37 protein-coding genes are annotated in these 25,729 nt (G+C 29.9%); 8 read left to right on the forward strand and 29 right to left on the reverse strand.

What is annotated here, in order from left to right; translation table 11 throughout:
• Position 1 precedes the first annotated feature (1 nt).
• Positions 2-2,758 carry a type III restriction-modification system endonuclease gene (locus AVBRAN12640_RS05190; RefSeq protein ID WP_336608666.1) on the forward strand — a complete coding sequence of 919 codons (2,757 nt, stop codon included), beginning with the start codon at positions 2-4 and terminating at the stop codon, positions 2,756-2,758.
• A 162-nt stretch (positions 2,759-2,920) separates the two neighbouring features.
• Positions 2,921-3,448 (forward strand): hypothetical protein, encoded by a 528-nt coding sequence (locus AVBRAN12640_RS05195; RefSeq protein ID WP_336608665.1) that lies wholly within the window; start codon positions 2,921-2,923, stop codon positions 3,446-3,448.
• A gap of 74 nt (positions 3,449-3,522) precedes the next feature.
• Here AVBRAN12640_RS05195 and AVBRAN12640_RS05200 read toward each other — a convergent pair whose 3' ends face one another.
• Positions 3,523-4,692, reverse strand: a complete 1,170-nt coding sequence (locus tag AVBRAN12640_RS05200) for an acetate kinase (RefSeq protein ID WP_214117921.1) — start codon at positions 4,690-4,692, stop codon at positions 3,523-3,525.
• Between the two features lie 20 nt (positions 4,693-4,712).
• On the reverse strand, positions 4,713-6,167 hold the full coding sequence (pta, locus tag AVBRAN12640_RS05205; protein ID WP_336608664.1) for a phosphate acetyltransferase: 1,455 nt from the start codon (positions 6,165-6,167) through the stop codon (positions 4,713-4,715).
• A 69-nt stretch (positions 6,168-6,236) separates the two neighbouring features.
• Between pta and flgH the strand changes: the two genes are divergently transcribed.
• Positions 6,237-6,914 carry a flagellar basal body L-ring protein FlgH gene (gene flgH / locus AVBRAN12640_RS05210; protein ID WP_214117919.1) on the forward strand — a complete coding sequence of 226 codons (678 nt, stop codon included), beginning with the start codon at positions 6,237-6,239 and terminating at the stop codon, positions 6,912-6,914.
• 24 nt (positions 6,915-6,938) lie between these two features.
• Here flgH and AVBRAN12640_RS05215 read toward each other — a convergent pair whose 3' ends face one another.
• Genes AVBRAN12640_RS05215 through AVBRAN12640_RS05225 form a run of 3 tightly spaced genes read right to left on the reverse strand, consistent with a single transcriptional unit; the run spans position 6,939 to position 8,797 of the window.
• Complete coding sequence (locus AVBRAN12640_RS05215) at positions 6,939-7,184, reverse strand: AtpZ/AtpI family protein (RefSeq protein WP_336608663.1); 246 nt, start codon at positions 7,182-7,184, stop codon at positions 6,939-6,941.
• On the reverse strand, positions 7,177-8,454 hold the full coding sequence (gene hemL, locus AVBRAN12640_RS05220; protein WP_214117917.1) for a glutamate-1-semialdehyde 2,1-aminomutase: 1,278 nt from the start codon (positions 8,452-8,454) through the stop codon (positions 7,177-7,179). The genes AVBRAN12640_RS05215 and hemL overlap by 8 nt, the downstream gene beginning before the upstream one ends.
• Entirely contained in the window at positions 8,444-8,797 is a 354-nt protein-coding gene (locus AVBRAN12640_RS05225; protein ID WP_214120453.1) for a hypothetical protein, read from the reverse strand. Before AVBRAN12640_RS05225 ends, hemL begins: the two co-directional genes overlap by 11 nt.
• Before the next feature lie 60 nt (positions 8,798-8,857).
• Between AVBRAN12640_RS05225 and AVBRAN12640_RS05230 the strand changes: the two genes are divergently transcribed.
• Both AVBRAN12640_RS05230 and lepB read left to right on the forward strand, forming a co-directional pair.
• Positions 8,858-9,703: a bifunctional 5,10-methylenetetrahydrofolate dehydrogenase/5,10-methenyltetrahydrofolate cyclohydrolase gene (locus tag AVBRAN12640_RS05230; protein WP_336608662.1), complete on the forward strand. Its 846-nt coding sequence runs from the start codon at positions 8,858-8,860 to the stop codon at positions 9,701-9,703.
• Positions 9,690-10,541 carry a signal peptidase I gene (gene lepB, locus AVBRAN12640_RS05235; protein ID WP_336608661.1) on the forward strand — a complete coding sequence of 284 codons (852 nt, stop codon included), beginning with the start codon at positions 9,690-9,692 and terminating at the stop codon, positions 10,539-10,541. The genes AVBRAN12640_RS05230 and lepB overlap by 14 nt, the downstream gene beginning before the upstream one ends.
• A 91-nt stretch (positions 10,542-10,632) precedes the next feature.
• Here the strand turns inward: lepB and AVBRAN12640_RS05240 are convergent, their stop codons facing one another.
• From AVBRAN12640_RS05240 to AVBRAN12640_RS05255, 4 genes are all read right to left on the reverse strand, one after another.
• Positions 10,633-11,007: a hypothetical protein gene (locus AVBRAN12640_RS05240; protein ID WP_336608660.1), complete on the reverse strand. Its 375-nt coding sequence runs from the start codon at positions 11,005-11,007 to the stop codon at positions 10,633-10,635.
• 505 nt (positions 11,008-11,512) lie between these two features.
• A complete protein-coding gene (locus tag AVBRAN12640_RS05245; protein WP_336608659.1) occupies positions 11,513-12,757 on the reverse strand; it encodes an SNF2-related protein in 1,245 nt (414 codons plus the stop codon).
• Positions 12,744-12,989 (reverse strand): hypothetical protein, encoded by a 246-nt coding sequence (locus AVBRAN12640_RS05250; protein WP_336608658.1) that lies wholly within the window; start codon positions 12,987-12,989, stop codon positions 12,744-12,746. Before AVBRAN12640_RS05250 ends, AVBRAN12640_RS05245 begins: the two co-directional genes overlap by 14 nt.
• Positions 12,989-13,276 (reverse strand): hypothetical protein, encoded by a 288-nt coding sequence (locus AVBRAN12640_RS05255; RefSeq protein WP_336608657.1) that lies wholly within the window; start codon positions 13,274-13,276, stop codon positions 12,989-12,991. Before AVBRAN12640_RS05255 ends, AVBRAN12640_RS05250 begins: the two co-directional genes overlap by 1 nt.
• 411 nt (positions 13,277-13,687) lie before the next feature.
• Between AVBRAN12640_RS05255 and AVBRAN12640_RS05260 the strand changes: the two genes are divergently transcribed.
• Genes AVBRAN12640_RS05260 through AVBRAN12640_RS05270 form a run of 3 tightly spaced genes read left to right on the forward strand, consistent with a single transcriptional unit; the run spans position 13,688 to position 15,747 of the window.
• Complete coding sequence (locus tag AVBRAN12640_RS05260; protein ID WP_336609130.1) at positions 13,688-13,900, forward strand: hypothetical protein; 213 nt, start codon at positions 13,688-13,690, stop codon at positions 13,898-13,900.
• Between the two features lie 3 nt (positions 13,901-13,903).
• On the forward strand, positions 13,904-15,220 hold the full coding sequence (locus tag AVBRAN12640_RS05265; protein WP_336609119.1) for a DUF3440 domain-containing protein: 1,317 nt from the start codon (positions 13,904-13,906) through the stop codon (positions 15,218-15,220).
• The gene (locus AVBRAN12640_RS05270) at positions 15,220-15,747 is read left to right on the forward strand and encodes an IbrB-like domain-containing protein (RefSeq protein WP_336609120.1); all 528 of its coding nucleotides are present in this window, start codon (positions 15,220-15,222) and stop codon (positions 15,745-15,747) included. Before AVBRAN12640_RS05265 ends, AVBRAN12640_RS05270 begins: the two co-directional genes overlap by 1 nt.
• A gap of 96 nt (positions 15,748-15,843) precedes the next feature.
• On the opposite strand, the gene AVBRAN12640_RS05275 is transcribed toward AVBRAN12640_RS05270, so the two are convergent.
• From AVBRAN12640_RS05275 to AVBRAN12640_RS05370, 20 genes are read right to left on the reverse strand one after another with little or no spacing between them, the layout of a single operon-like run.
• On the reverse strand, positions 15,844-16,716 hold the full coding sequence (locus AVBRAN12640_RS05275) for a hypothetical protein (RefSeq protein WP_336609121.1): 873 nt from the start codon (positions 16,714-16,716) through the stop codon (positions 15,844-15,846).
• Entirely contained in the window at positions 16,709-17,323 is a 615-nt protein-coding gene (locus AVBRAN12640_RS05280; RefSeq protein ID WP_336612961.1) for a DNA cytosine methyltransferase, read from the reverse strand. The genes AVBRAN12640_RS05275 and AVBRAN12640_RS05280 overlap by 8 nt, the downstream gene beginning before the upstream one ends.
• Positions 17,238-17,552: a DNA cytosine methyltransferase gene (locus AVBRAN12640_RS05285; RefSeq protein WP_336612962.1), complete on the reverse strand. Its 315-nt coding sequence runs from the start codon at positions 17,550-17,552 to the stop codon at positions 17,238-17,240. The genes AVBRAN12640_RS05280 and AVBRAN12640_RS05285 overlap by 86 nt, the downstream gene beginning before the upstream one ends.
• Positions 17,549-17,689: a hypothetical protein gene (locus tag AVBRAN12640_RS05290; protein ID WP_336609123.1), complete on the reverse strand. Its 141-nt coding sequence runs from the start codon at positions 17,687-17,689 to the stop codon at positions 17,549-17,551. The genes AVBRAN12640_RS05285 and AVBRAN12640_RS05290 overlap by 4 nt, the downstream gene beginning before the upstream one ends.
• A 14-nt stretch (positions 17,690-17,703) precedes the next feature.
• Positions 17,704-17,922, reverse strand: coding sequence for a hypothetical protein (locus AVBRAN12640_RS05295; protein ID WP_336609124.1), 219 nt, complete (start codon positions 17,920-17,922; stop codon positions 17,704-17,706).
• Positions 17,923-17,936: 14 nt separating this feature from the next.
• Positions 17,937-18,446 carry a phage major tail tube protein gene (locus AVBRAN12640_RS05300; RefSeq protein ID WP_336609125.1) on the reverse strand — a complete coding sequence of 170 codons (510 nt, stop codon included), beginning with the start codon at positions 18,444-18,446 and terminating at the stop codon, positions 17,937-17,939.
• 10 nt (positions 18,447-18,456) lie between these two features.
• Positions 18,457-19,566, reverse strand: a complete 1,110-nt coding sequence (locus AVBRAN12640_RS05305; RefSeq protein WP_336609126.1) for a phage tail sheath family protein — start codon at positions 19,564-19,566, stop codon at positions 18,457-18,459.
• Entirely contained in the window at positions 19,563-19,937 is a 375-nt protein-coding gene (locus AVBRAN12640_RS05310; RefSeq protein ID WP_336609127.1) for a DUF1353 domain-containing protein, read from the reverse strand. Before AVBRAN12640_RS05310 ends, AVBRAN12640_RS05305 begins: the two co-directional genes overlap by 4 nt.
• A gap of 1 nt (position 19,938) precedes the next feature.
• Positions 19,939-20,502, reverse strand: coding sequence for a DUF4376 domain-containing protein (locus AVBRAN12640_RS05315; RefSeq protein ID WP_336609128.1), 564 nt, complete (start codon positions 20,500-20,502; stop codon positions 19,939-19,941).
• Between the two features lie 13 nt (positions 20,503-20,515).
• Positions 20,516-21,736, reverse strand: coding sequence for a phage tail-collar fiber domain-containing protein (locus tag AVBRAN12640_RS05320; protein ID WP_336612963.1), 1,221 nt, complete (start codon positions 21,734-21,736; stop codon positions 20,516-20,518).
• Entirely contained in the window at positions 21,733-22,239 is a 507-nt protein-coding gene (locus AVBRAN12640_RS05325) for a phage tail protein (RefSeq protein WP_336612964.1), read from the reverse strand. Before AVBRAN12640_RS05325 ends, AVBRAN12640_RS05320 begins: the two co-directional genes overlap by 4 nt.
• Positions 22,236-23,261 carry a baseplate J/gp47 family protein gene (locus AVBRAN12640_RS05330; protein ID WP_336609076.1) on the reverse strand — a complete coding sequence of 342 codons (1,026 nt, stop codon included), beginning with the start codon at positions 23,259-23,261 and terminating at the stop codon, positions 22,236-22,238. Before AVBRAN12640_RS05330 ends, AVBRAN12640_RS05325 begins: the two co-directional genes overlap by 4 nt.
• Entirely contained in the window at positions 23,251-23,532 is a 282-nt protein-coding gene (locus AVBRAN12640_RS05335) for a GPW/gp25 family protein (protein ID WP_336609077.1), read from the reverse strand. Before AVBRAN12640_RS05335 ends, AVBRAN12640_RS05330 begins: the two co-directional genes overlap by 11 nt.
• Positions 23,529-23,735, reverse strand: coding sequence for a hypothetical protein (locus tag AVBRAN12640_RS05340; protein WP_336609078.1), 207 nt, complete (start codon positions 23,733-23,735; stop codon positions 23,529-23,531). The genes AVBRAN12640_RS05335 and AVBRAN12640_RS05340 overlap by 4 nt, the downstream gene beginning before the upstream one ends.
• Positions 23,732-24,229: a phage baseplate assembly protein V gene (locus tag AVBRAN12640_RS05345; protein ID WP_336609079.1), complete on the reverse strand. Its 498-nt coding sequence runs from the start codon at positions 24,227-24,229 to the stop codon at positions 23,732-23,734. Before AVBRAN12640_RS05345 ends, AVBRAN12640_RS05340 begins: the two co-directional genes overlap by 4 nt.
• The gene (locus AVBRAN12640_RS05350) at positions 24,229-24,570 is read right to left on the reverse strand and encodes a phage holin family protein (protein ID WP_336609080.1); all 342 of its coding nucleotides are present in this window, start codon (positions 24,568-24,570) and stop codon (positions 24,229-24,231) included. The genes AVBRAN12640_RS05345 and AVBRAN12640_RS05350 overlap by 1 nt, the downstream gene beginning before the upstream one ends.
• Entirely contained in the window at positions 24,534-24,665 is a 132-nt protein-coding gene (locus AVBRAN12640_RS05355; protein ID WP_336609081.1) for a hypothetical protein, read from the reverse strand. The genes AVBRAN12640_RS05350 and AVBRAN12640_RS05355 overlap by 37 nt, the downstream gene beginning before the upstream one ends.
• Positions 24,662-24,883 (reverse strand): hypothetical protein, encoded by a 222-nt coding sequence (locus tag AVBRAN12640_RS05360; protein WP_336609082.1) that lies wholly within the window; start codon positions 24,881-24,883, stop codon positions 24,662-24,664. Before AVBRAN12640_RS05360 ends, AVBRAN12640_RS05355 begins: the two co-directional genes overlap by 4 nt.
• Entirely contained in the window at positions 24,870-25,154 is a 285-nt protein-coding gene (locus AVBRAN12640_RS05365; protein ID WP_336607373.1) for a hypothetical protein, read from the reverse strand. The genes AVBRAN12640_RS05360 and AVBRAN12640_RS05365 overlap by 14 nt, the downstream gene beginning before the upstream one ends.
• Positions 25,144-25,590 (reverse strand): DUF5675 family protein, encoded by a 447-nt coding sequence (locus AVBRAN12640_RS05370; RefSeq protein ID WP_336609083.1) that lies wholly within the window; start codon positions 25,588-25,590, stop codon positions 25,144-25,146. Before AVBRAN12640_RS05370 ends, AVBRAN12640_RS05365 begins: the two co-directional genes overlap by 11 nt.
• Positions 25,591-25,729 lie beyond the last annotated feature (139 nt).

Here is a 25,729-nt window from a genome sequence, read left to right on the forward strand (position 1 = left end):
GATGGGTAGCTTTAATTATACTAATGATTTAGAATATCAAAATATAGCTATTCAAAGTGTTTTAAAAATATTTTCAAGTAATGATATAAAGGCAAATGTTAAAGAAATTCAAGAGTTTAATGGTATAAAAAACCAAAACTTTATAAATGATAACACTTATGATATTTGTATGCAAACAGGCACAGGTAAAACCTACACTTACACAAAAACTATGTTTATGCTAAATGAAACTTATGGATATGATAGCTTTATAGTGCTTGTGCCAACTTTAGCTATTAAATCAGGGACTAAAAGTTTTTTTGAGCTATCACGCCAACATTTTATAGATGAGTTTAAAAAAAGCTTAAGTTTTTACGAAGTAAAAAGCGAAAAATCAAGTAAAAAAGAGCAAATGCCACAAAGCATAAAAGATTTTTGCAATCACGATGATAAAGCTTCTATAAGAGTGCTTTTAATAAATGCAGGAATGCTTAATTCAGATACTTTTAAAAAAGAATTTGAAAGCAATCTTTTTGATAGATTTTTTAGCATATTTCCCGCATTAGCAGATACTAAAAGTATTTTAATCATTGATGAGCCACATAAATTTGATAAAGCTAGTAAAACTTGGGAAAATGTTTTAAAACTAAAACCACAATTTATATTAAGATATGGAGCGACTTTTAAAGAAAACTCAAACCTACTTTATAACCTAACCCCACTTAAGGCCTTTAATGATAATTTGGTTAAAGGTGTAAAAACTTTCGTGCAAGAATTTGAAATAGGAAATAAAGCTTATATTAAACTTCAAGATATAGTAGATAATGAAGCTATTTTTTGTGATGATAAAAAGCGTGAGTTTAGACTTAGCAAGGGGCAAAATTTCGCTTGTTTTTATGATTTTTTAGATATTTTCGTGCAAGACTTAAGCAAGCAAAAAGTGCTTTTATCAAATGGCGTAGAGCTAATTAAAGATAACAAATTTAATCCTTTTAGCTTTAATGATGATTTAGCTAAGCAAATGATAAATGCTTGTTTAGATGAGCATTTTAAGTTAGAGCGAGAGTTTTTAAATCAAAAGATAAAATTAAAGCCTTTAAGCTTATTTTTTATAGATGATATAAATTCTTATCGTGGAGAAAACGCAAGGCTAAAAGAATATTTTGAAAAGGCATTAAAAAGCAAACTAGAAGAAGAATTAAAGCTTAGCACAGGATTTTATAAAGAATATTTACAAAAATCTTTAAACGATATTAGCCTTACTCACGGCGGTTATTTTTCAAAAGATAATAGCGATAAAGATGATAAAATAGAGCAAGAAATAAATGAGATTTTGCACGATAAAATGAGCCTACTTAGTCTTAATAATACTAGAAGATTTATATTTTCAAAATGGACGCTTAAAGAAGGTTGGGATAATCCAAATGTATTTAATATTTGCAAACTTAGAAGTAGCGGAAGTGAGATAAGTAAGCTTCAAGAAGTTGGGCGTGGGCTTAGGCTTCCTGTTGATGAATACGGCAATAGAATTACTAATAAAGAATATTATTTAAATTATTTCGTAGATGCTAGTGAGAGTGATTTTACTCAAAAACTTATAAATGAAATTGAGATAAGTGATGAGTGTTTTGATATAAAAATAGATGATTTATTAGATGAGAAAATTTATAAAATAATTTTAAGTGAATATGATTTAGATGAAGATTTGATTTATGATGAGCTTTTAGAATGCGGTGCTATAAACAAGCGAAGTAAGATAATAAATGTAGATATTTTAAAAGCAAAATATCCAAAAGCATTTAGCAAAAATAACATTAAAAAAGGCAAGATTAAAAACTCTAATGAATTAGAAAATAAAGTAAAAATCAAAACTAATTTATATCCACAAATCAAGGCTTTATGGGAAGAAATAAACAAAAAAGTATTTTTAAAATACGATGCCATTGAAAATGTGTTTTTAGCTAATTTTAAAGAGTTTTTAAAAGAATTTAAAGCAAAAGATAATTCAAGTTATATAAAAATTACACAATTAAGCGTAAATAATAATCAATTAAAAAGCCAAAAAGATATTCTAAATAATAAAATAAATATAAAAACTCTAAATTATGGAGAGTTTTTGCTAGGACTTAGCACGAAATTAGGTCTTAATCTAAACACTTTACATAAAGCCTTTTATGAGTTAATGAAAGATGGTTTATTTAACATAAATGATTATTTAAATGAGCCTAGCTTGAATGCTATTTGTAAGGAATTTAATTTTTATCTTTTAAGTAATTCTAGTAAGCTTTTTAGCATATCTTACGAAGAGTTTTCACACCACATTCATCCTACCAAAATCACTAATGAAAAAGGTGAAATATTAAATGAAATAAATGCTAGTGATATAGGTGTTTTAGGTGGAGATGAATTAGCAAATAATACCTTTTTATACGAGCAGATTTTTTATGATAGTAAAATTGAGCAAGAAATAATAAAAGAAGATATAAAAAGCATACAAGTCTTTATGAAAATACCTAAAAACTCATTAAAAATCCCTGTAGTGGGTGGATTTAGCTATTCGCCTGATTTTGCTTATGTATTAAAAGATGATAAAGAAAATATCCATTATTTTGTGCTTGAAAGTAAAGGCGTAGATAGCAAAATCAATCTAAGAAGTGATGAAAATGCGAAAATTACTAACGCAGAAAGTCTTTTTAAAGGTATAAATATTACCTTTGAAAAACAATTTAATAATGATAAATTAGAAACAATCATAAAAAATATAATCAATAAAAAATAATTAATCTAATTTAAATTCCTTAAAGGATTTAAATTAGAATACAAGATTATATTAAAAATATGAGGTGTTAAATGTTTTCTTTTATTAAAGAATTAATAAAAAAAATCTTTATTTGTTGGTTTGAGTTTAGCGTTTTTTATCATTGCTATTTTCGCTTTTTTAATGCTTGTTCAGTATTCATACGATATCTATAGTAAATACTTTAGTTCAACTTATGATAAATTTCTTAAAACTAAAGAAGAGCTTTGCTCTCTTGAAAGGCAATTAGAAGTAGAAAGCTATTTATTATTTTGGGATTTTAAAAATGAGTATACAAATTATAAATATGATTATTCTAAAAGCGGATATAAATGTAATTTAGAAAAAGAAGAAAAATATAAAAGAGCAATTGTAAATTATTTTAAATTAAGTAATGCAAAAATATATGAAGTGCAAAATTATAATAGCATTGATGAAGTTAAATCTCTTAAAACTTTAGATAGTTTAGAATTAAAAGAAGTTAATGAATTTAACAATAATCTAGTATTTTTTGAAAAAAGATTTTTTGATAAAAATTCATTTCAATTTATAGATGGAGATGAAATGCAAGTAATGTTATATAACTCATATACTAAGGAAAAAGAAGAGAGAGAATATTATATAGATGGGTGTGGTTATGCGATCCCAACATATAAAATAAAATACAATTAAGAAGATATAATGGCAGTAAAACTACAAATAATGTTTAATTATTTATAGTTTTACAAGAATTTAAATCAATAGGATTAAATAAGTTCCATTGTTTGTTTTACTATTGATAATTCTTCGTTAGTTGGAATAACTAAAATTGGGTATTTTGAATCAGCTTTTGCTATATTTCTAGCTACTTTTTCACGCTTAGCATTTTTTTCTTCATCAATGCTAAAGCCAAGATGTGCAAGTTGCTTACAAACCGCAGCTCTCATTAAATCATCATTTTCACCAATACCTGCTGTAAAAATTAGAGCCTTAGCAGGAGTTACTGCAAGGTATGAGCCTATGTATTTTGCAATTCTATAGCAAAACATATCAAATGCTAATTTTGCTTTCTTATCACCATTTTGCATTTTTTCTTCAATTTCACGCATATCATTTGCACCACAAATTCCTAATAAACCACTTTGTTTATTGCAAATTTTATCAAGTTCAGCAATGCTTAAACCTTTGTTATATGCTAAATAAAATAAAGCTCCAGCATCAATATCCCCACATCTAGTTCCCATCATTAATCCTTCAAGTGGAGTAAGACCCATTGAAGTATCAACGCATTTACCATCTTTAATAGCACTAATACTTGCACCATTTCCCAAGTGAGCTGTAATTGCATCTATGTTTTTAATACCTAAGAATTTTTCCGCTTCACGAGTTACAAATTCATGAGATGTTCCGTGAAAGCCGTATCTTCTAACGCCATCTTCTTCATAATATTTATTAGCTATTGCATAGCGATATGCGATTTCTGGCATTGTTTGATGAAATGCTGTATCAAATACTGCTATATTTTTAACACTTGGAGCAAGATTTATAATTGTTTTAATTCCTGAAATATTTGCAGGATTATGTAAAGGTGCTAATTTTACTAATTCATCTAAAGCTTTTAAACATTTATCATCAACTAATGTTGCTTTAATAAATTTATCTCCACCATGCACTACACGATGACCTACTGCTGCTAATTCATTAAAATCAGTTAAAAGTCCGCTTTTAGCAAATAAATCACGAACTACTTTTAAGCCATCTTCGTGATTATTTATGCCACCTAAATGCTCTAATTCTTTGCCATCAAATTTAATTTTTGCTCTTGAATTGCTTTCTCCAATTTGCTCAACCAAACCACTCGCAACACTATCTTCATTAAAAAATAATTGGAATTTCAGTGAGCTTGAACCTGCATTTAAAACTAATATTTTTTTCATAATTTTTCCTTTTTTATAATTTATTGTGCTTGAATTGCACTAATTAAGCATGTATTTACAATATCTTCAACCAAACAACCCCTACTTAAATCATTAATAGGTTTGTTTAAACCTTGCAAAACAGGACCAACCGCAATAGCCCCTGCACTTCTTTGCACTGCTTTATAAGCTATATTTCCTGCATTTAAATCAGGGAATACAAATACATTTGCCTTTCCTGCTACTTTGCTATCAGGCATTTTTTTACTTGCTGTTGCAATATCTACTGCTGCGTCAAATTGTATAGGACCATCATAATTTAATCCCTCATAAGCTTTTGCTAATTCGCACGCTTGTTTTACTAAATCAACGCTTACTCCACTACCGCTATTTGCAGTTGAATAAGATAGCATTGCAACTCTTGGCTCAAAACCAAAAGCCTTATAAGTAGCTGCACTAACACTTGCAATTTCGGCTAGATTTTCAGGAGTTGGATTAGGATTTACTGCACAATCAGCAAAATACCAAACCTTATCACTTAAGCACATAAAAAATCCACCACTTACACTCTTAACACCTGGTTTAGTTTTAACTATTTGAAGAGCTGGGCGAATTGTATCAGCAGTTGAACATGCAGCCCCGCTAACCATAGCATCAGCGTAGCCTAAATGAACTAATAAAGTTCCAAAATAATTTCTATCTTTTATAAGTTCTTTTGCTTGCTCAAGGCTCATTCCCTTTGATTTTCTAGCTTCATAAAGTGCATTTGCACATTCATCATCTAATGATGAATTACCTGGATTATAAGTCTTAACATCATCTAAATCTATACCTAAATCACTAGCTTTTTGTGCTATTTCTTTATTGTTTCCTAAGATAATTAATTTAACAGCTTTACCTTCTAATAAAATACTAGCAGCCTTTAAAATACGCTCGTCATTTCCTTCTGGTAAAACTATGGTTTTAATATTTTCTTTAGCCTTGCTCTCTAGCATAACTTCAAATGCCATTGGACTTATATAATCAGGTTTTTTAAGATTTAATAACTCATCTAAGCTTGTATTTTCATTATATAAACTTGCGTATTTATGATGAATTTTAGCAAACTCAAATTTGGTTAAATCATTATCAATTACATAATTTAAATTAAGCTCTTTACTTAGTTTTAGATTTATCCAAAAAGTATCAAGACCACCAAAAACTCCAAAACTAGCAACTAATACAAAATCATATTTAGCTTTTAATTCATTAACTTTAATGATTATATTTTTATAAAAAGTATTTTCATTTTTCAAATACTCTTTAACGCCTGTTGCACTATCGTATAAGTATTCAGTTTTTATATTATGCTCTTTTGATAATTTATTTAAACCACACACCCCGTCTTCACAAGCAAGTGCTTGGAAAACAACAATATTTGAATATTTTTTTGATAATTTTATAGCAAGATTATCTAAACTTTCCCTGCTTTGTTTTTGAAAGTAAATCGCATTCATTGCTACTCCTTCATTGATTAATTTTCGCTAGAGTATATGCCTAAAATATTAATAAATAAGGAAGAAAATATGAAAAAAAATTACATAAAATATTTTGTTTTCCCTTTGTTAATTTCGGGTTGTGGTTTGGCTGATCCGCAAATGGATATGAAAGCTCCAACATATGTAGAGCAAATTGAACCTAAGGCTGATAATAATTTAGGAAGTCCAGGCTCACTTTTTGGAAAAGGCTCTAATCCACTTTTTAGCGATAATAAAGCTATGAATGTAAATGATATAGTTACGATAATTATTAAAGAAGATACTAGCCAAAGTAGCAAAGCTAGTAAAAGCACGAATAAATCTTCTAATGCTAATTTAAATTCCGGAGTTTTTGCAGGATTATTATCAAGTCTTAATAAATCAGCAGATATTGGCTTTCAAACAAAAAATAATTCAGATTTTAGTGGTAGCGGTCAAGCTAGTAGAAATGAAAAATTTCAAACAACAATTAGTGCTAGAGTAATAAAGGTATTGGCTAATGGAAATTATTTTATTGAAGGAAAAAGACAATTATTAATAAACGGAGAAAAACAAATCGTTCAAATCTCTGGAGTAATTAGACCTTATGATATAACAGGTCAAAACACAATTGAGAGTAAATACATAGCAGACGCTAAAATACTTTATTCAACTCAAGGCGAAATTGATAAAGCTACTAAAAAACCTTGGGGAACAAAAGCAGTTGAAACTATTTGGCCTTTTTAACCTTGATTTAAGGTTAAAAAGACTTTATTTCTTATCATCTTCGTTGATTTTTAATAATAATTTATAAGCCTTATATACATTTGAAATTGCAGCTGCTATTCCAAACGCAAGTCCTACGAAAAATAAAGGCTTATAAATCTTAGCGAGTAAAATTCCTAAACCAACGCCAATTAGCACTGCAACTACAATGCTAATGCCTAAGCTTAGATGATTTGCAGCGTCTATTACACTTTTTACTTTTTTAGCTCTTTTATTTTCTTCGTTATGCACGAATAGCCTTTTTGAACGCATTTATAAATATTTCAAATTCTTTATCTTCAAACTTAGAGCAAATAAATGCAGTTTCATAGGTTGATGGTGCAAGATTTACTCCATTTTCTAGCATAATTTTATGAAATCTTGAAAACTTAGCTGTATCACTTGTCTTAGCGTCATCGTAATTTAATGGGTATTTTTCATTAAAGAAAAATCCTAACATTGAACCTATATTTTTAGCTACAAAAGGCACTCCTGCACTTTTACTCTCATCTAACATAGCATTAATTGCATTTTTTGCCCATTTGTCACATTTTTTATAAATATCATCGTTTAATTGCTCAAGATTTGCAATACCTGCTGCCATTGCAAGTGGATTTCCACTTAGCGTTCCTGCTTGATATACTCCGCCTAGTGGGCTTAGAAGTTGCATAATTTCTTTTTTTGCAGCGTAAGCTCCAACAGGAAGTCCCCCACCAATAACCTTGCCAAAACAAACCATATCAGGCACAACTTTATAAATCTCTAAAGCCCCACCTAAAGCAGCTCTAAAACCACTCATAACTTCATCAAAAATCAAAACGATTTTTAATTCATCACAAAGCTTTCTAAGGTCTTCTAAAAACTCTTTTTTAGCAGGGACAAAACCCATATTTCCTGCAATTGGTTCAATAATAATCACACCTATTTCACTACCATTACTCTTTGCTATAGCAATTTGCTCTTTTACGCTTTCTATATCATTGTATTTAGCTGTATAAGTATCTTTTACAGCGTTTTTACTAACTCCACTTGAGCTTGGAGTATTAAAAGTAGCTAAACCACTTCCTGCATTTACTAAAAGCATATCAGCGTGTCCGTGATAACAACCATCAAATTTTATAAGCCCATCACGATTAGAATAAGCTCTTGCTAAGCGAATTGCACTCATAGTAGCTTCTGTGCCACTATTTACAAATCTAATTTGCTCTATTGCAGGATACAATGATATAACTTTTTGTGCTAATTTGCTTTCAGCTAATGTAGGAGCACCATAACTTGTGCCATCTTTTGCTGCATTAATAATAGCGTTTGTTACATTTATATCAGCGTGTCCTAAAATGCAAGGTCCATAGCTTTGAACTAAATCAAGGTATTTTTTATCTTCAATATCAATTATATAAGCGCCATCTCCCTTTTTTATAAATACAGGCTCACTACCTACACTTTTAAACGCTCTTACAGGAGAATTAACCCCACCTGCTATTAATGTTTGTGCTTGTGCGAAAGCTTCTTTATTTGTCATTTTTTTCTCCTTTTTTCTTGATATATAAGTATAAATTTTTTATTTCTTCATTTGTTAAATAATAATTTGGCATTATATTTTTTGAACTTGTTTTACTAACTAAGGCTTTATAAAAATTCTCATAACTAATATTTTTAATACTAGGGATTATTACTTGAATGGTTTTTCCATTTTCTTTATAAGTAGCAAATATTTGCTCACTTCCATCAAGCCCGTGACATTTATCACAACCAATTCCCCTTGGGTTTTGATACAAGCTTAATTGATATTCATCTTTGCTTAAAAAATCACTATTAGCATAAACAAATACGCTAAAAACTAATAATATTAATTTTGATTTCATTTTATAATCCGTTGTTTTTAAGGGTTATAATACAATCTTTATTTTTATAAAGGTTACAAATTGATACTAGATGGAAAAAAATTAAGCAAAGAATTATACGCACAATTAAAACTCAAAATTAATGAGCTAAAAACCAAACCTTGCTTAGCTGTAATTTTAGTAGGAGATGATTATGCTAGTGGGGTTTATGTAAGAAGTAAATTAAAAGCTTGTAATGAATTAGGAATAATTAGTAAAGATTATAAGCTAGATAGTAGTATTAGCGAAGAAGAATTATTAAAAATCATAAGAGATTTAAATGATGATGATAGTATAGATGCTATCTTAGTGCAACTACCTTTACCAAATCATATTAATAAAGACAATATCATAAACGCTATAAATCCTATTAAAGATGTAGATGGTTTTACTCCACTTAATTTAGGTTTAGTCTTAGCGAATTTAAAACCACATTTTTATGCTTGCACCCCGCTTGGAATTGATATTTTGATGAAGCATTATGGTATCGGTGTAAAAGGCAAAAATATTTGCATAATAAACGATAGTATCATAGTAGGTCGCCCACTTGCTGCTATGATGATTAATGAAGGTGCAAGTGTTAGCGTATGCCACAAATATACAAAAGATTTAAAAGAGCATACTTTAAACGCTGATATTTTAATAAGTGCTACAGGTGTAATTCATCTAATAAATGATGATTTTATAAAAAATGGAGCTATTTTAATTGATGTTGGGATTTGCAAAGAAATTGATGGCAAAAAACTATCAGGAGATTATCTTAAGACAAGTAATAAAGCTAGTATGATTACTCCAGTTCCTGGCGGAGTAGGACCTATGACTATTTATGCACTAATGCAAAACACATATGAAGCAAGATTAAAAAAGGAAGAAAATGCAAGAAAATAAAACAAAATGGCAAAAATTAGTTGATTTTTGGAATTCATGGACAGGGACTATTGTATTTGTTCTTGTTTTTATATTTTTCGTAGCTCAAGCTTTTACAATACCAAGTGGCTCTATGAAAAACACACTTTTGGTAGGAGACCATTTATTTGTAAAAAAATTCGCCTACGGGATACCAACTCCTAGAATTCCATTCCTAGAAGTTCCTGTGTTGCCTGATTTTAAAGGCGATGGGCATTTATTAAGCTATGCTAAGCCTAAAAGAGATGATATAGTGGTGTTTTTGTATCCGCATAATACAAAGCTACATTATGTTAAACGCTGCGTTGCTTTAGGAGATGATGAGATAATATTTGCAAATAAGACCCTTTATGTAAGAATGCACGAAGGAGATGAATATATGAGAGCAAATTATCCTGCTAATAAACAAGTGATTTTACAAGGCAAATTATACATAAAAGAGCCTTATACTAAAAAGGGTATTCATTATGATGAAAGAGTGGATTTTGATAAGGTCATAGAATACTTTATGGCTAAGGGTGAGTTTGCAATGAAGCCAATTTATGTTAGTGAATTAAGAAGTGATATTAAAGCGTATTATTATAAGGTGCCTAGCAATGAATACTTTATGATGGGTGATAATCGTGACCATTCAAACGATAGCCGCTTTTGGGGAAGTGTAGATTATAAATATATTGAAGGTAAGCCTTGGTTTGTTTATCTAAGCTGGGATGATGATTATAATATCCGCTGGGAAAGAATGTTTAAAAGCGTTGATACCTTAGAAAACGATGAAAGATATATCCATCACGAAATAAGCGATATCAATTCTCTTGATTAACAAAAATATCTAATTCAAATTCTTGTGATTTGAATTAGAATTTATTTTATAATACATTATATTTTAAAGGTAATTTATATAAAAATTAAAATTATTTAATTGTATTTGAAGACTTTTCACTTAAAATCTTTTCAATTTTCTTTTGTTGTTTTACTATATATTTTTCACCTAGCGATTGTGCTTCTTCTTTTGCTTCCATTTCATAGCCACCTTTACTCATTGCAGAATACTTTTGTCTAAACTCTGTGTATAAAAAATAAACCGATAAATCATCAATAAAAGGCAATGAAACTAGCTTGGTTTTAGTTTGATATATTGTGTAAGTTTTTAAGTTTTTACCATTTAAGAAAAACAATATTAAATAACTTGATAAAATATCTAATATTACAAAAAATATAAGTATAGGAAAGAATAATATTCTAATTAATATAAAATCTGATTTATGATTTAAATTTTTTACTTCCATTTCTTGAGTATTGAAAGCGTCTTTATTGAATATATATGAATACGCTAAAGCAGGTCGTTTGGTATAAGGGGGAGATGTATATGTTACACACAAAAGTAGCGAATTTTTAAAAAAAATAATTGATTGTAAAAGTTGCTTAAAGTCTTATTTGATAAGGTTTTAAAGAGCTTTTAAAATACACAAAAACAACGCACAAAAATACGCACGTGTAACAAATGCAAATCTCACAAAATGCACAAAATTGAATTAATATTGCAAAGCCCTTGAAATCGTGTTTTAATAATTTTTGATATAGTTTAAGGTTTCAAAAATAATCTTAAAATAAACTTAAAAAATATTAACTTACCAAAACAGCTTTAAAACACTATTTCAAGGTAGTTTCAAGCTATTTTCAATATAAATTAAAAAAGCTTAATTTAAACTTAAACTAGCGTTTAAGAAAACTAAGCATAAAATGATAAAAAATATCAAATTAAAATTAAAGTTTATATTAAACTTAAATTATTTAAAGTTTTAAAGCTTCAGTTTTGCTAATTAGTCTTTTTACATTATCAAGCACACGACCTTTTTTCTTTAAACTGCTTTTTATTAGATAATCAAGCCCTGTATTTATGTAAAAATGATAAACATAAACATCTTTTGTTTGTCCTGTGCGATATGAACGAGCCAAGCCTTGCAAAACATCTTTATAATCAAAAGTAGGCGTAAAAAATATAACATTATTAATATATTGCAAATTCAAACCCAAGCTACCAGTACCATAAGTTGAAACTATACAAGAGCTTTCATCTAGCTCATCTTTTCTATTGCCACTTAAAATCTTATATTTTAACTCCAAGCTATCAAATATAAATTCAAGCTTTTCAAGTTCGTTAATATATTTAACAAATACTAGAGCAAATTCGCCCCTTGAGTTTATATCCATAATTAATTTTTTAAACCCACTAGCTTTAGCACTACAATAAGTATAATAACGCTGAAAAGCAGTACTAATAGCAAAAAAATCAAGCTCTTTACATTTTTTTAAAAAGTTTTCTTTAAAGTGTGTGTAATTACTTTGCTCCAAATTACTTAATTTAAAATATATAGTTTTAAAATGTATTTTTACATTTATATTTAAATCAGCTTTGAAAATATACGGCTCAATTATTTTTATCAACGCTTCTTCATTAAATGGCTTACTCCACCTACGCCAACCCCTAAAATGTGTTTTTTCATAAACTAAAAAATGGTTAGCAAATTGTGTTTCGGTCATATTTAAAATTTTAGGACTTAAAAACTTAATTTGTGAATACAAATCAATAAGTCCTTTTGAAAGCGGAGTTCCATTCAAAATCAATTTAAATTCCATAAACTGCGACATAAGTAAAAGCCTATCAACTCTTTTTGCATCGGTATTTTTTATAGTTATACTTTCATCAACAATACAAAATATTTTATTGTTTTTAACAAGTTTAAACATATTCAAAAATAATCTATCACTAGAACCTATACTTTCAACGCTAAAAAATACCATTTCTTTATTTAATTTATTCCACTTTTCTATCTCATTTTTATAATTTTTTGAGCGTAGTAAAGATGCTGGTGCTATCCATAAAACTTTATCAAAATAAAATTCTTTAAGTTTAGCCAAATCAAGTGCTACTTTAGTTTTGCCTGTCCCCATTTCCATAAATAAAGCCCCCGCCCTTAATTGCGAGAGCTTAGTTTCAGCAAGATGCTGGATTATTTCAAGTTTATTTATTTTCATTCCACACCAACTCATCAAGTACTTTTACTTCATTTACTTGCATTGGTTGTGGTTTATGATAAGTGCTTTCGCCAACAATGTTATACTTTTTACAAAACCACTCAGGCAAATAAATATGCTTGGTTGTGAGTTTTTTTACAATAGATTTAGGCACCCACATATCCGAGCTAAGCTTTACTAACAAGGCATTTTCAGTATGCGTTTCAATGCCTAAATACCTGACCTTTACCATTAATCAAGTCCATTTTCGCTAGGATTATTAAAATAATCAGCAAATGCAGTGCCACTTATTTCTATTTCTTTAACAATACTTTTACCACTTTTACTTTTCTTTTTCAAATTAAAAGAAAAATCATCGGTATAGCTTATACTTATCATATAACCACTTTTGCCATATTGTCTTACTAGCTTTGATGGGTGCCAAAACTCCCAATTCGTAGTAGGTATTTTTATCAAATCAGCTCTACCTGTGCTATGTATTATGCAGTTTGCTTGACACTCTACTTTATTCCAGTTCATTTGTTTTCTCCTTTACTACTAATTATTAATGCTACATATACAAGTAACAAAACTTGTAAAACCTCTAAAAACTCCACCATTTTTAACTCCTTGTGATATAATAAGGACTAGCATAATGTTTAAGCTTTTTTGTGTGGGGCAACCTGCCCCCTTGCTAATAATCATTTACAGATATGAAAGAAACTTCATAAATGCATTAATGATTTCTAAAACTAATAAAATCAAGGTTGCAGTTTTGATTTTTTTATCTAGCTTTTTCATTATGCCTCTCCTTTCATTTTTTTGTTTTTTAGTAATCTACTAAAAAAACATTATAATATTACCATACTTTACTAAAAATGTCAAGGCTTTTTTATGTTATTTACTAAAAAATAATATAATTTTTTTAATTATTTACTAAAAAGGGCTTTAATGACAAGATTAGAATTTGACAAAAAGATTAAAGAATTAGGGCTTAGTAGGAAAGACTTCGCAGAAATTGCAAATGTTAGTTATACGGGTATTTCTACTAATTGGAAAGATGATAAAGAAATCCCATCGTGGGTAGAGCCATTTTTGTATCATTACGAAAAGGGCTTAAAGCTTGATGAGTTGTTAGCCATTATTGAAAAATATAAAGGATAAGTAATGAAAACACTAGGTAAAACATACATAGATAAAAATGTATATGACAGTGCTTGTGATAGAATAAGTTTTATTATGCGTGATTTTAAAAATGTTTGCATTAGTTTTAGTGGTGGTAAAGATAGCACCTTACTTGCAAATTTAGTTTTAGATTATAAGAAAAAACACCCTGATAATAAAACAAATATTTATTTATACCATATGGATTATGAAGCACAATATTCACAAACTACAGCATTCGTGCAAGACTTTATTAAAGAAAATAAAAAGTATTTTAAACAAATTTTTTATATTTGTATGCCTGTTAAAGCACAATGTGCTATCAGCTGGGAGCAAACATATTGGCAACCTTGGAAACTAAAAGATAAAGAAAAATGGCTATTTACTCCACCAACTTATGCAATCACAGAAGAAAATCATAATTTTTCTTTTTGGGATAAAGAAAATCCTATAAGTGATTATGAGTTTAATATTGAATTTGCTTTTTGGTTACAAGAGCAATTAAAAGTAAAAGATTTAGCGTTTTTAATTGGCATTAGAGCAGATGAAAGCTTAAATCGTTTTAGAGCAATAGCACAAAGCAAAAGCCCATACAAAGGTTATAAATTTAGCACAAAAATGGGTGAGAAACTTTATAATTTTTATCCTATTTATGATTGGACTACACAAGATATTTGGGTAGCTAATTTTAAATTTAATTATAAATATAATCCAGTTTATGATTTATTTTTTAAAGCAGGTTTAAAACCTGAACAAATGAGAGTAGCAAGTGCTTTTAATGATTGTGCTATAAATGTTTTAAACTTCTTTAGAGTGCTTGACCCAAATAATTGGGCAAAGATGTTACATAGAATTAACGGAGTTGATTTTGCTAGTAAATACGGAGATACACAGCTTGTAGCGTGGCGTAATGTCAAACTACCTAAAAATCACACTTGGAAATCTTATTTAGAGTTTTTGCTAAATGCTTTACCACCAAAACTAGCAGAAAGCTATCAAAAGAAATTCAATACTTCTTTAAAGTTTTGGGCTGAAAAAGGTGGGGCGTTAAAAGATGAAACACTTGCAGAACTTGACAAACTAGGCATTAAGTATGAGAAAAAAGGCAAAATCTCAAAAATCAGTTCAAAAGAAGTAGTAACATTTGGCGATTACCCAGATGATGCAGATGTGAAAGAATTTGCAAGTGTGCCAAGTTATAAACGAATGTGTGTTTGCATACTCAAAAATGATTTTGTATGTAAATATATGGGTTTTGCACCTACAAAAGAACAACAAGTCTTTAGACAAATAGCAGAAAAAAAATACAAGGAGTTATAATGAAATCACCAATTTACAATGTAAAAGCAGTAAGCATAGATAAAATACAAGCAAATGCATATAATCCAAATCAAGTAGCAGCACCTGAAATGAAACTACTTGAAACTTCAATTTTAGAAGATGGTTACACTCAACCTATAGTTTGCTATTATGATAAAGATAAAGATATTTATGAGATAGTAGATGGCTTTCATAGATATATGACTATGAAGAAAAATAAAGAAATTTATGAGCGTGAAAAAGGATGTTTGCCTGTAGTTGTTATAGACAAACCACTTGAAGAAAGAATGTATTCAACAATACGCCACAATCGTGCAAGGGGAGTTCATATTATAGAAAAAATGGAAGAGATTATTACGGCACTTGTAAAAGCAGGTCATAGTGATAGCTTTATAATGAAAAAAATGGGAATGAGTGCTGAAGAATTACTTCGCTTAAAATGTGAAACAGGACTTAAAGAATTGTTTGCTGATAAAGACTTTAGCAAATCGTGGATTATTGAAAACGATTTAAAAGATGATGAGTAAGCAACTACCGAGCAATTCTCGGTAGTTCGTGTTAAAAAATCATAAAATTTTTAACACATAAACTAAATATGTTAAAAACTAAGATTTTTTTTAACATTAAATCACTTCGCCTAGCTTACAATTAGCTAGGTTATGAAACAAATAATCTCCTTTTCTTGCTTTGCCACCAGCCAAATTTGAATGTGTTTTTTTAATTATTTTTAAATTTGAAAAAGTATTATTGCAATAATTAGCCCATTCAAAAAACTCTAAAGCTTGTGATTTTTCACTACTAAAAAATATAAAATTACGATAGCTTTGTGCCATAGTAATAATTTTTAAAAACTTAGCTAAAGTCCAACTTTTACTCATATTATATCCACCCGTATCGGTTTGTAAATATGGCGGGTCAAGCACTAAAATTGCATTAGGATTATCTTTATAATTATTTATCAATTCAAACGCATCTAAGCTTACACGCTCAACATTTTTTAAATAGTTTTGAGTGTTGTAAAGTATAGGTAAATGTGCTTTGCAAAAAAACCTTTTGCTTTTTAAATCATTAAAGTTAAAAGCATAAGCCCCACCAAAAAGAACTTGTGAGCTAATAGTTAAATAATCTATAAAATATCCTTTTTCTTCATATTCTTTACATATTTTTAAGACTAATTCTTTATGCTCATCACTTATTTTTTCATTCTTTTTATATACGCTTAAAAACTCAAAACGCTTTAAAATTTCGTTTGTTTGTTCTATATTATCAAGTCTTTGCTGATAGTTATCGTAATCATTCCAAATTACACGGGCTTTAGGACAAGTGTATTTAATTGTATTTGATATTAAACCAGAACCGCCAAAAGCGTCTATAAAAATTATGTTTTCATCATTATATGAACGCACAAGCTCTATGATTTCTTTTATAAAATTTCTCTTTTGCCCTTGAAAGGGTAAAGGAGCTTTAGTATATAATTTTAACTCCGCATTATTCATTTTTTTCCTTCAATCTCTCATTTTCTTTTATAGCTCTTGCAAAAATACTTACAACTTCAGGCACTACAGCATTACCTAGTGCTTTTATGCGGTCCAATTCAACGGATAGCCCATCATTTGTTCGTATTGGTTTGTAAGTATCGCTAAATGCTCTTGTTCGCTCTGGTGCTTTCTTAAAGTCTTTATGGAGATTAAGAGCAAAGTTGATAATCTCTTCTGTTTTTTGTTCTCGTATGCTTTTAACTCCGACTTGCTTCCAAAATGCTGAAGAGACCAGCAATCGCTTGCCAGCGGGGTAGGCAATAATAAACGCTCTTTTTCGCTCGTGCAAGTAGGCACATTCTTTAGCTGATAGTATGAAAGCTTTGTATTTGTATCCACTTTCACGAACTTTTGTATCAAATTCATTAAATAATTCTCCTTTATATAAAAGTTGTGGAACATTTTCAAAAAAAATGTAATCAGGTTTTAATTCTCTTGCAATTCTTAACATTTCATAAAACAACCCACTACGCTCACCTTTAAGCCCAGCTTGACCTCCTGCTACACTTAAGTCCTGGCAAGGAAAACCACCAGTGATTATATCTACCCCCCCCCCGTAGCTCATCAAGTGGCAAGGTCTTTACATCATCATATATTTTTGTGTTAGGATAGTTTTTTGCTAAGATTTTTTTGCAAAACGGCTCAATCTCACAAAACGCAATAGTTTTAAAAAATCCATCATTTTTTGCTTTTTGCTCGTTAGGTTTTAAGCTAAAATCATATTCGCTAAAGTTTGCACTAGCAAAACCTAAACTAATCCCGCCAATTCCACTAAATAAATCTAATATTTTCAATGTATCTGCTCCACTGCATTTTGCACGTTATTAAAATACTTTTTAAAATCATCAAGCGCCAAGTTTTCTACAACTTCAATGCTAGAATGATAAAACCTACTTATTATGCTAACAAGGGCGTGATAATTCTCACGCATTTCATCACGCCCACCTATAAGTTTTTTTCTACATACTCACCTATTAGTTTTGAAGCCTTGATTAAGACGCCTAGCTCACACTCTTCAACTTCAGCTGGAGCAAGTCCAATTATGCAGCGTTTACTAAGCTCCATCACATCATCACTTTTAGCTAAGTCAAGTCCTTTTATGTCTTTTACTTTTGGTTTTCTTACATCGTATTTTTGTCCGTTTATTTCTATATTTCCTAACATTGTTACTCCTTTTTTTATAACTCTAAATTCTTTCTTATTTCACTCATCATATCTACACCACCAATCACAAAAACACTATTTAATCTATCATAGACAATTATTGGCTTTCCGTTTTGCCTTAAAGTAAATACATCAGCATATAATTTAAGCGTAATTTCTCTAGTAGCTCCTACGCTATCTTCGTTTATAGCTAAGCTTTCAAACTCTCCTAAAAGCTCCACAGCAAGTGGTAAATCCCCAGTGCCTTGTTTATGGATGCTTTCACGCATTGCAAGTGGGATATGTGTTTTATTATTATTTGCTGCAAAATCAGCATAAACACCAAAATCAATCTCATTTAGCTTGAATGTTATTTCAAGTGCTTCATAAATGCCACTGCCAACTTTGCCCTTTAATGCCCCATTGTGCTCTACCATCACTTGAGTTATATCAGGTATTTTAAAATTAGGGCAAACTCCTAAAAAACTTTTTCCGCCCACAAACACATTTAAATCACTTATAATGTCAGGTATTTTTCTTTTCATTTAAACTCCTTTACTTGCTAAGCATTGACATTAATTCATCGCTGTGTTTATCTGTATAGATAAAATCAAGCGTTAGTTGTTTTACTATTGGATTATTTTGCATTCTTACATCTAGGTAAAACTTACCTGCAGTTATCGTTGCTTTAGTATTTTTCTCACTCCAGCTTAGCTCATATCCTAGTAAGACTTTTGCACCTTTCAGACCTCGCAAAAGTTCTTCTACGCTTTGCTTAGCAAAATAAAGCTCATCAGCCTTTCTATCTATCGCAAAAAATACACCTTTTTGGCACGCTTCACTAATGCGGTCAAATATTCTAACTCTTGCTAGGTCTTGCCAAATCGTATCTACATCACTTGTCTCACCGCCCCAAGTACGAAAGCCTTGCTCACGAATAATTGTGCTAATATGAGCGTTTCTTAGTTCATCAGCTTCGCAAGACTCGCCCATTTCATAATAAATATCGCCTTTAGTTCCAGCAATGCCAAGCATTATGCGGTTACTATAACTATCAGAGTAACCAAATTCGCTTTCTCCGTCAGTCTTAGCTATCATTCCAGCTATTCTTGCACTTTGTGGCGTGTATTCATAGCTATTTAGCTCATCACTCCAAGTCTTTACAAATGGATAAGCTGCAATTAAACGCTTAGAGCCAAACTCTCTCATCTTAGCTATCGCATCCACACTACTTTCAGCTGCTAAATCGATAATAGCAGTTGCTTTAAGAGCAGTTGCTACGCTTTCAAGCTCACTTTTTATAGCATCTTCTCCACTTAAAATTGGTGCGATAAGTAAATTTGGTCTATAATCAAACTTAGCTTTAGCTTGTTTAAACAAGCTTATAGCTGCTTTAGCGTTTGTGATAGTATTTATCTCATCATCTTCATATACGCTTAAGATAATTTGAGTTTTAACGGCTTGTTCGTCTATAGCTTTTAAATCTTTTTTAATACTACCATTGCCACACTTACTCAACGCATCATCAATACTCATAAAAAAATGTAAGCCTACATCAAGTGTGTTGCTAGTACCAACAAGCCCAATCGGTGTGTTGCTTTGAACACTAATTGGACGAGCAGCTTCAGCACTAATGGTTACATTTACACCAAAATTTGCACTCATTTGTTCCTCCTTAAAAATTTATATTTCATAAAATGATAGGACTTACAAGATAGATAAAATAGTGCTGATTTAAATCTATCAACGCCTAATTCTTTTAACGCAATAAAAAATATATTGTCAGCTAAAATAAAGTCATCATAATTTTTGTCATTCTTATATGCTTTATCGCATAAAAAATCATGCACCACCACAGCACTTAGATACTCTGGGCTATTTGGTGGGTAGATAGACCAAAACACTCTTGGAATATTTGCCCCGTTGGTTTTATAACCTGTTGGAATATCAACAACACCAAATCCACATTCATAAGAGTAATTTTCTATTAGCTCAAACTTGTCTTTGTCAAAAGGCTTTAAAACAACCCTAGTCATACTAAAACTCCATATTAATTAAATCTAATTCTTCTTTTGTAGTTGCATTTCTAATTTGTTCTTTGTAAGCCCAATATTTAGCTGTAATTTCTTGTGTTCTTTGTGCGATTAATAAAGATAGATTTTTTAAATCATCTAAGCTAAAAGTATTAAGACTATTATCAGAGCTTTTCCAAGCAAAATTATCAGGCACTGCACCAACTGAGCTAAAAATAACTAAACTTTGAGTTAGCAATTCTTTAGCTTTACTATCTGCTTGATAAAGCTTATCTTTATATAAAATATCAGCATTCTCAGCTGATGATTTTAAACTTTCTAGCTCATTTAATTTAGCATTTTTGCTATCTTCTAGCAGTTTATTTTCATCAAGTATAAAAATTACATCATATCCATCGCCATTTTTTGCAAAAGTGCAATTATCGTTACTTGCAAGATGAGCGTAATCTCCAAAAACTTTTTTAATTTGTTCTTGTGGCATTTCCCACGCGTTTTGTTCTATTAAAGCTTTACTATCTATTTCATTATCTATATTTACTATCAAATTATCTAGTATAAATATTTTCATTATAAATCCTTTTTTACTGATATGCTCTTGCTATTGTTTTTGGTAACATATTCATTTTTATAGATACACTTGTATCGTTAGGTATTATTGTGAAACTAGAAGATGACATATCGCCATAGTGATGCGAATCCCAGTGCGTGCAACAAGAAAAAACTATGCTTCCACCACCATTTGTTATAGAATCTAAAGTTCCGCTAAGAACAGAATATGCAAAACCACTATGCTCACCTGCCCCAGCACTTAATGAAGCTGTTATTATCAATGGCTTATTAATAATAAGATTAGTAATAGTCCAAATCCCTGACGAATTTCTTGTGCTTTTAAGTACAACTTTGCTTGTCTGTATGTCTCTAGTATCAACTTCTGCTTTTGTGTAAGTTTCAGTTTTAGTGTAATAATTATTTAAATCAGTCTTTAAAGCTCTTGAGTTTTCAAGATTTGTAAGTCTAGTGTTTTGAGCGTTTTGCTCTGTTATATATGTATTTGTATCTACTTTAGCGTTTAATAGATTATTACTTTCAGTTTTAGTATAGTAATTATTCAAAGCTGCTTTATCAGCTTTAGTATTATTTAAAGCATTATACTTTTCTGTATCTTTTTTATCAATCTCAGCTTTTGTATAAGTTTCTGTTTTAGTATAGTAATTATTCAAAGCTGCTTTATCAGCTTTAGTATTTTCAAGAGTTTTTATTTTCTCATCTTGCAAGTTTTGAGAAGCTGTAAAATCGCTTGTATTGACTTTGTCTAGTCCTAACTTAGCTATTAACTCATCTTGTGCTTTTTGAGAAGCATTAAAATGTGCTAGTGTAGGATAAACAATAGTTTCATCTATTTTTATACTTAAATCATTGGCATTTGTAAGCTCTATTGCTAATTTATAATGAAACAATGAAGTATTTGCGTCCGTTGCTTTACTTAGCACTGGAGTTCTTTTTGTTTTAGTAAAGCATAAAAGTTCCTCATTTTTTGCAACAAATCCAACGCAATTTATGAAAAAATCTTGTGCTGTATCGTTTTTTAATACCGCTTCAAGTATGATTTTTGAATTATCAAATTCATCTATTCTTACGCTTGTTGGAAGATTTTCATATTTGATATTTGTTAAAGACGCTGTATTTTCATCCAGCGTATCTAAATTACAATCAGCATAAACAACCTTTGATATAAATAAATCAAGCTTATTTATAATTGCGTGTGTTATTAGCTTTTTACCTGCATTCGTAATTATTGTCATAGTTCTTTAAACTCCTTTATTTGCATAACTGCCTTTATCTTAAGTGGTGTTTCGTGTATTGTGATAAGTTCTATATGTTCGCAAACTGAACGAACATTTTTAAACTTATTTATAAGTTTTGAAATATCTTTAATCTTATCTTCGCTTAAGCCTTGCTTTATTTTTAATAAGACTTTAAAATGATATGGCTTACCATAGTTATCATTTAACTCTAAAGTTTCATCATAATTAGATAAAGCGTTTTTAAGACCATAATAAGTTCCTGAATATCTATGAATTAAAAAAGCTTTTGAAAGTAAGTTTCTAGCTTCACTTTCGCTAAGATTATTTATATCTACATCATATTGATATGCCAAATGCTTTAGCAATCTTGCATCACAAGTGCGTGGGTTATTATCAATTATGTTTAAGTCAAGTTTAGCTAGACATTCAGCTCCGATTTTTTCAAGTCTTTTTTCATCTTGACTTTTATGGCTAGGAAGTAATGATTTATAATTTCTCATAACTCAGCCCTTTTAAAAGTGAAGTTAAATTTAATGAAAAGGTATTCGTTTTCAAGTGTGGTTAAATTATTTTTCAAGTCTATTTCAACGCTTTGCGTTGAACTATCGTGCAAATACTCATAAATTGCACTTAAACTTATATTCTCATTTATTTTTAACTCTAAGTCTTTACGCAAATATTCGCTAAACATATCATATTTATAAACTACTGCGTTTATTATGATTTCTTTTTTGATAGCTTCTTCTACTTTAACTATATCAGTCAAGGGGCGTGTCTTTTCATCGTTCAAAGCTTTAACTACATCGCTTAAAGCATTTGCATCGTTATCGCTTTTGATTATCACACGAACAATACCAGCACCGCCATTTAAAACTTTTACATCTTTTATTTTTGCATTAGCTGATTTTGTGTGATATATGTAAGCGTTTGTGCTTCCAGCAGTTGAAGGCTTTTCAAGACTTAAAATCGCACGAGTGCGTAAGTCTTCATCGCTTTCAGCATCAGCTCCACCATTAAAATCTGATTTTTGCTTACAATCCACTAGGAAAGGCAGTGGAGTTTGTAATAATTCACATTTAATAGTGCTTGATTTTATGTATTTATTTAATGTAATTGTTCCTACATTACTAAGCTCACCACTCTTAATTATTACATCATCATCAAGCGTTGCTACTTCGCTTGTGTTTGAGTGAAAAATTGCATCTTTTGGAATGATTACATCAGTATCTAAAATAGTGTTTAATTTAAACTCAATTGTCGCTTTTGGTTTAGTTCCTGCAAGTCTTACAATATCATAAAAGGCAACCAATTCATCTAAGTCACTACCTCTTGCAAAATTAATCAAAAGTGATTTTACTTTTTCATTCATTTCACATCTAAGTAACATTTCACGATAAGCGTAGCATTCTAGCAAAGCTGAAAGCTTATCGCTTTCAAGTAGCTTAACATCATCAAGCTCTTTGGTTGCAATGATTTTTAACTCATCTAAAATTTTCTCAAAATCTACTTTTTCAAGCAACATTTATTAGCTCCCCGCTACTAAGCTCAATCTTGTAAGATAATTTATGATTAATTAGGCTTTCAAACTTAAGTCTTTTTACTCTTACACGAGGTTCGTTTTTATGAATTGCTTCAACTACATAGCGAGTTAGTTTTGCTTTATATTCATCATCCACTCTTTTATCTACTAACTCAAAAAGGCGTGAGCCATAATTTGGACGCATAACCCTTGCACCAAGCGGGGTTAATAAAATATCTTTTATGCTATCTTCAATGCTTATTAGATATTTCATTTTATACTCCAAGACCCAGCAGAACTACCACTGCCAACTTCAGCTTTAGCGTTTGCTTGAATATCATTTACAACACCTTCAGCTATTGCTTCTATAATTTCAGAGCTAAACATTTTTAAATTATTTGTAGGAGTTATTATCTGATAGCCTTTAGCTTGAAGTGAATTTGTTATGCTATTTGTCATAGATTTTTTAGTAATCATTTAGCACTCCTTGTATTCATACTACAATCAGGATGTTCTATTCCTATGATTGGACAAATACACTCACCAGTAACTACGCCTAAACCACCTAAACCTAAATCAATTGAAGAACTATCAACTTTAACGCTATTTGCCTTTACATTACAATCAATGCAATTTATATTTATGGTTTTGCTTACATTTATATCAAGTGTAGAGTTTGCAGTATCGTATGAAATGCAAGTGCCATCGCTAAACTCTACATATTCTTTAGTGTCACTTGCTGCTAATTTGTGTTTGTTTTGATAAATGCCACGTAAAATTACACCACTATTTACATCATCATTTACAGCGATTACTAGCACTTGTTCGCCGATTGTTATCGGTTGAAAAGATATTGAATTTGCATTGCTTGAATGTTGCACTACATCTAAATAATCAGTTGTTAATTCGTTGTCTAGTTTAACACTAGCTTTATTTTCTTTTACATCACAAACAACGCCTATGCAATTCATTATTTTTTCCTTGTCATATAATCAAATACAATTTTTTGTAAAGTTAAAAAGGCATCAGTGCCCATCCAAGAACCCACACCTGCAAGTGCAACAGCAATTCTTTCATTTGCTAAGTAATAAAACGCTATTTCAAACACAATATAAGAAACTAGCATTGAAGTAGCAATGCCACTAACCAAAGCTCCAGCTTTGGCTTTAGTGCTTTTGTATTCTTTTAGCTTTTCTTTATTTATCATTCCAATAAGACTAGCTACAAAGCTTACAAATACAAGCCACCAATAAATAAAATTATTATCATTATTCATCATTTTAAAATCTCTTGTAATAACATAAATCCACATAAGCTAAAACTAGCTATTACATAAAGTAAGACAAGTTTTGAGCTAATTTTTAAAAATGTTCTTTTAAATAAACTTACTTTTAGTGCTTTTCTCATTCTTTTACTCCTAAACATTGTTTTAGAGTGCTTTCACACTCTCTTAGATATATCAATGTTTCTTTTGCGTAATCAAATTCATTTACATTTTTACTTTTCAAAGGTTTTAATGGCATTTTTGCATTGCATTTAATTGGCACATTCACATATTTAATTTGATTTGAACTAGCACACGCATTAAAAAGTAAAAGAACGAGAAAAGCACTAATTAATCTCATTAAAAAGCTCCTTATAAGCTTTAAGTTCAGCTTCACAAGTATTGTCTTTTACATATATCTTTTTAATGCGTTCTACCTCTTTAATCTCGGTAGGTTTTATCTCAACGCTTAATGCTTTTATTCGTTCGTTTTGAAAATCTAAGTTAATATTTGCAGCATTTAATTTAGTTTTTAAAAGCTCATTTTCTTTTGATAAATCATTATTTACAAAATAAAAAGCTAGATTTGAAAGTACTAAAACTATAATTACAGCATAAAACTTAGTTCTCATCTATTACCTCCACAATAAAGTCATTCTCACCTATTAACTCATATAATTTTTTCATAGCTAAGCGAGTTTTACCTATACCAATAATCTCGCCTTGTGCGTTATATAAAAAGCAAAGCCCAAGTAATAGACAACCAATAGTATCCCTTAACCACGAGCCGTGATGAATTCTAATTAAACGACTTTTACTTAATTCATCACTATAAACATGTGGTATTTTTATTTTTAATACAGGAGAATAATTAGCAGACCATATCCAAGTAGCAGCATAAATGCTAGGTTTAATAGGTCTTTTTAAACCGCTTTCATTAGTAGGCTCTCCAATGCACTCAAGCCCAGTAAAGTTTGCTAAGATATTTTTATTTTCATCAAATAATGTTACTTTAGAAAAAGTTCCATATTGACTTTTTAAAAATCTTTCATACCTTAAAACTTTCACTCTTACTCCTTAATTTTTGCCGTATGCTAGTATAAAATTAAGCCAAAATTAAGGAAAACATTTTTCGCATATTTTTAAGAAAAAATTGACAAAAATTATTATTTTTTAAAAATAAAGCTTTTGTCTAAACTCACGCTCG

It is taken from the genome of Campylobacter sp. RM12640 (assembly GCF_020137595.1).
Lineage (GTDB): Bacteria > Campylobacterota > Campylobacteria > Campylobacterales > Campylobacteraceae > Campylobacter_E.

Coding starts and splice junctions, on each gene's coding strand:
- AVBRAN12640_RS05190 (WP_336608666.1), top strand. CDS start 2: ATGGGTAGCTTTAATTATACTAATGATTTAGAATATCAAAATATAGCT.
- AVBRAN12640_RS05195 (WP_336608665.1), top strand. CDS start 2,921: ATGCTTGTTCAGTATTCATACGATATCTATAGTAAATACTTTAGTTCA.
- AVBRAN12640_RS05200 (WP_214117921.1), bottom strand. CDS start 4,692: ATGAAAAAAATATTAGTTTTAAATGCAGGTTCAAGCTCACTGAAATTC.
- pta (WP_336608664.1), bottom strand. CDS start 6,167: ATGAATGCGATTTACTTTCAAAAACAAAGCAGGGAAAGTTTAGATAAT.
- flgH (WP_214117919.1), top strand. CDS start 6,237: ATGAAAAAAAATTACATAAAATATTTTGTTTTCCCTTTGTTAATTTCG.
- hemL (WP_214117917.1), bottom strand. CDS start 8,454: ATGACAAATAAAGAAGCTTTCGCACAAGCACAAACATTAATAGCAGGT.
- AVBRAN12640_RS05225 (WP_214120453.1), bottom strand. CDS start 8,797: ATGAAATCAAAATTAATATTATTAGTTTTTAGCGTATTTGTTTATGCT.
- lepB (WP_336608661.1), top strand. CDS start 9,690: ATGCAAGAAAATAAAACAAAATGGCAAAAATTAGTTGATTTTTGGAAT.
- AVBRAN12640_RS05240 (WP_336608660.1), bottom strand. CDS start 11,007: ATGGAAGTAAAAAATTTAAATCATAAATCAGATTTTATATTAATTAGA.
- AVBRAN12640_RS05245 (WP_336608659.1), bottom strand. CDS start 12,757: ATGAAAATAAATAAACTTGAAATAATCCAGCATCTTGCTGAAACTAAG.
- AVBRAN12640_RS05250 (WP_336608658.1), bottom strand. CDS start 12,989: ATGGTAAAGGTCAGGTATTTAGGCATTGAAACGCATACTGAAAATGCC.
- AVBRAN12640_RS05255 (WP_336608657.1), bottom strand. CDS start 13,276: ATGAACTGGAATAAAGTAGAGTGTCAAGCAAACTGCATAATACATAGC.
- AVBRAN12640_RS05260 (WP_336609130.1), top strand. CDS start 13,688: ATGACAAGATTAGAATTTGACAAAAAGATTAAAGAATTAGGGCTTAGT.
- AVBRAN12640_RS05265 (WP_336609119.1), top strand. CDS start 13,904: ATGAAAACACTAGGTAAAACATACATAGATAAAAATGTATATGACAGT.
- AVBRAN12640_RS05270 (WP_336609120.1), top strand. CDS start 15,220: ATGAAATCACCAATTTACAATGTAAAAGCAGTAAGCATAGATAAAATA.
- AVBRAN12640_RS05275 (WP_336609121.1), bottom strand. CDS start 16,716: ATGAATAATGCGGAGTTAAAATTATATACTAAAGCTCCTTTACCCTTT.
- AVBRAN12640_RS05280 (WP_336612961.1), bottom strand. CDS start 17,323: ATGAGCTACGGGGGGGGGGTAGATATAATCACTGGTGGTTTTCCTTGC.
- AVBRAN12640_RS05290 (WP_336609123.1), bottom strand. CDS start 17,689: ATGCGTGAGAATTATCACGCCCTTGTTAGCATAATAAGTAGGTTTTAT.
- AVBRAN12640_RS05295 (WP_336609124.1), bottom strand. CDS start 17,922: ATGTTAGGAAATATAGAAATAAACGGACAAAAATACGATGTAAGAAAA.
- AVBRAN12640_RS05300 (WP_336609125.1), bottom strand. CDS start 18,446: ATGAAAAGAAAAATACCTGACATTATAAGTGATTTAAATGTGTTTGTG.
- AVBRAN12640_RS05305 (WP_336609126.1), bottom strand. CDS start 19,566: ATGAGTGCAAATTTTGGTGTAAATGTAACCATTAGTGCTGAAGCTGCT.
- AVBRAN12640_RS05310 (WP_336609127.1), bottom strand. CDS start 19,937: ATGACTAGGGTTGTTTTAAAGCCTTTTGACAAAGACAAGTTTGAGCTA.
- AVBRAN12640_RS05315 (WP_336609128.1), bottom strand. CDS start 20,502: ATGAAAATATTTATACTAGATAATTTGATAGTAAATATAGATAATGAA.
- AVBRAN12640_RS05320 (WP_336612963.1), bottom strand. CDS start 21,736: ATGACAATAATTACGAATGCAGGTAAAAAGCTAATAACACACGCAATT.
- AVBRAN12640_RS05325 (WP_336612964.1), bottom strand. CDS start 22,239: ATGAGAAATTATAAATCATTACTTCCTAGCCATAAAAGTCAAGATGAA.
- AVBRAN12640_RS05330 (WP_336609076.1), bottom strand. CDS start 23,261: ATGTTGCTTGAAAAAGTAGATTTTGAGAAAATTTTAGATGAGTTAAAA.
- AVBRAN12640_RS05335 (WP_336609077.1), bottom strand. CDS start 23,532: ATGAAATATCTAATAAGCATTGAAGATAGCATAAAAGATATTTTATTA.
- AVBRAN12640_RS05340 (WP_336609078.1), bottom strand. CDS start 23,735: ATGATTACTAAAAAATCTATGACAAATAGCATAACAAATTCACTTCAA.
- AVBRAN12640_RS05345 (WP_336609079.1), bottom strand. CDS start 24,229: ATGAATTGCATAGGCGTTGTTTGTGATGTAAAAGAAAATAAAGCTAGT.
- AVBRAN12640_RS05350 (WP_336609080.1), bottom strand. CDS start 24,570: ATGTGGATTTATGTTATTACAAGAGATTTTAAAATGATGAATAATGAT.
- AVBRAN12640_RS05355 (WP_336609081.1), bottom strand. CDS start 24,665: ATGAGAAAAGCACTAAAAGTAAGTTTATTTAAAAGAACATTTTTAAAA.
- AVBRAN12640_RS05360 (WP_336609082.1), bottom strand. CDS start 24,883: ATGAGATTAATTAGTGCTTTTCTCGTTCTTTTACTTTTTAATGCGTGT.
- AVBRAN12640_RS05365 (WP_336607373.1), bottom strand. CDS start 25,154: ATGAGAACTAAGTTTTATGCTGTAATTATAGTTTTAGTACTTTCAAAT.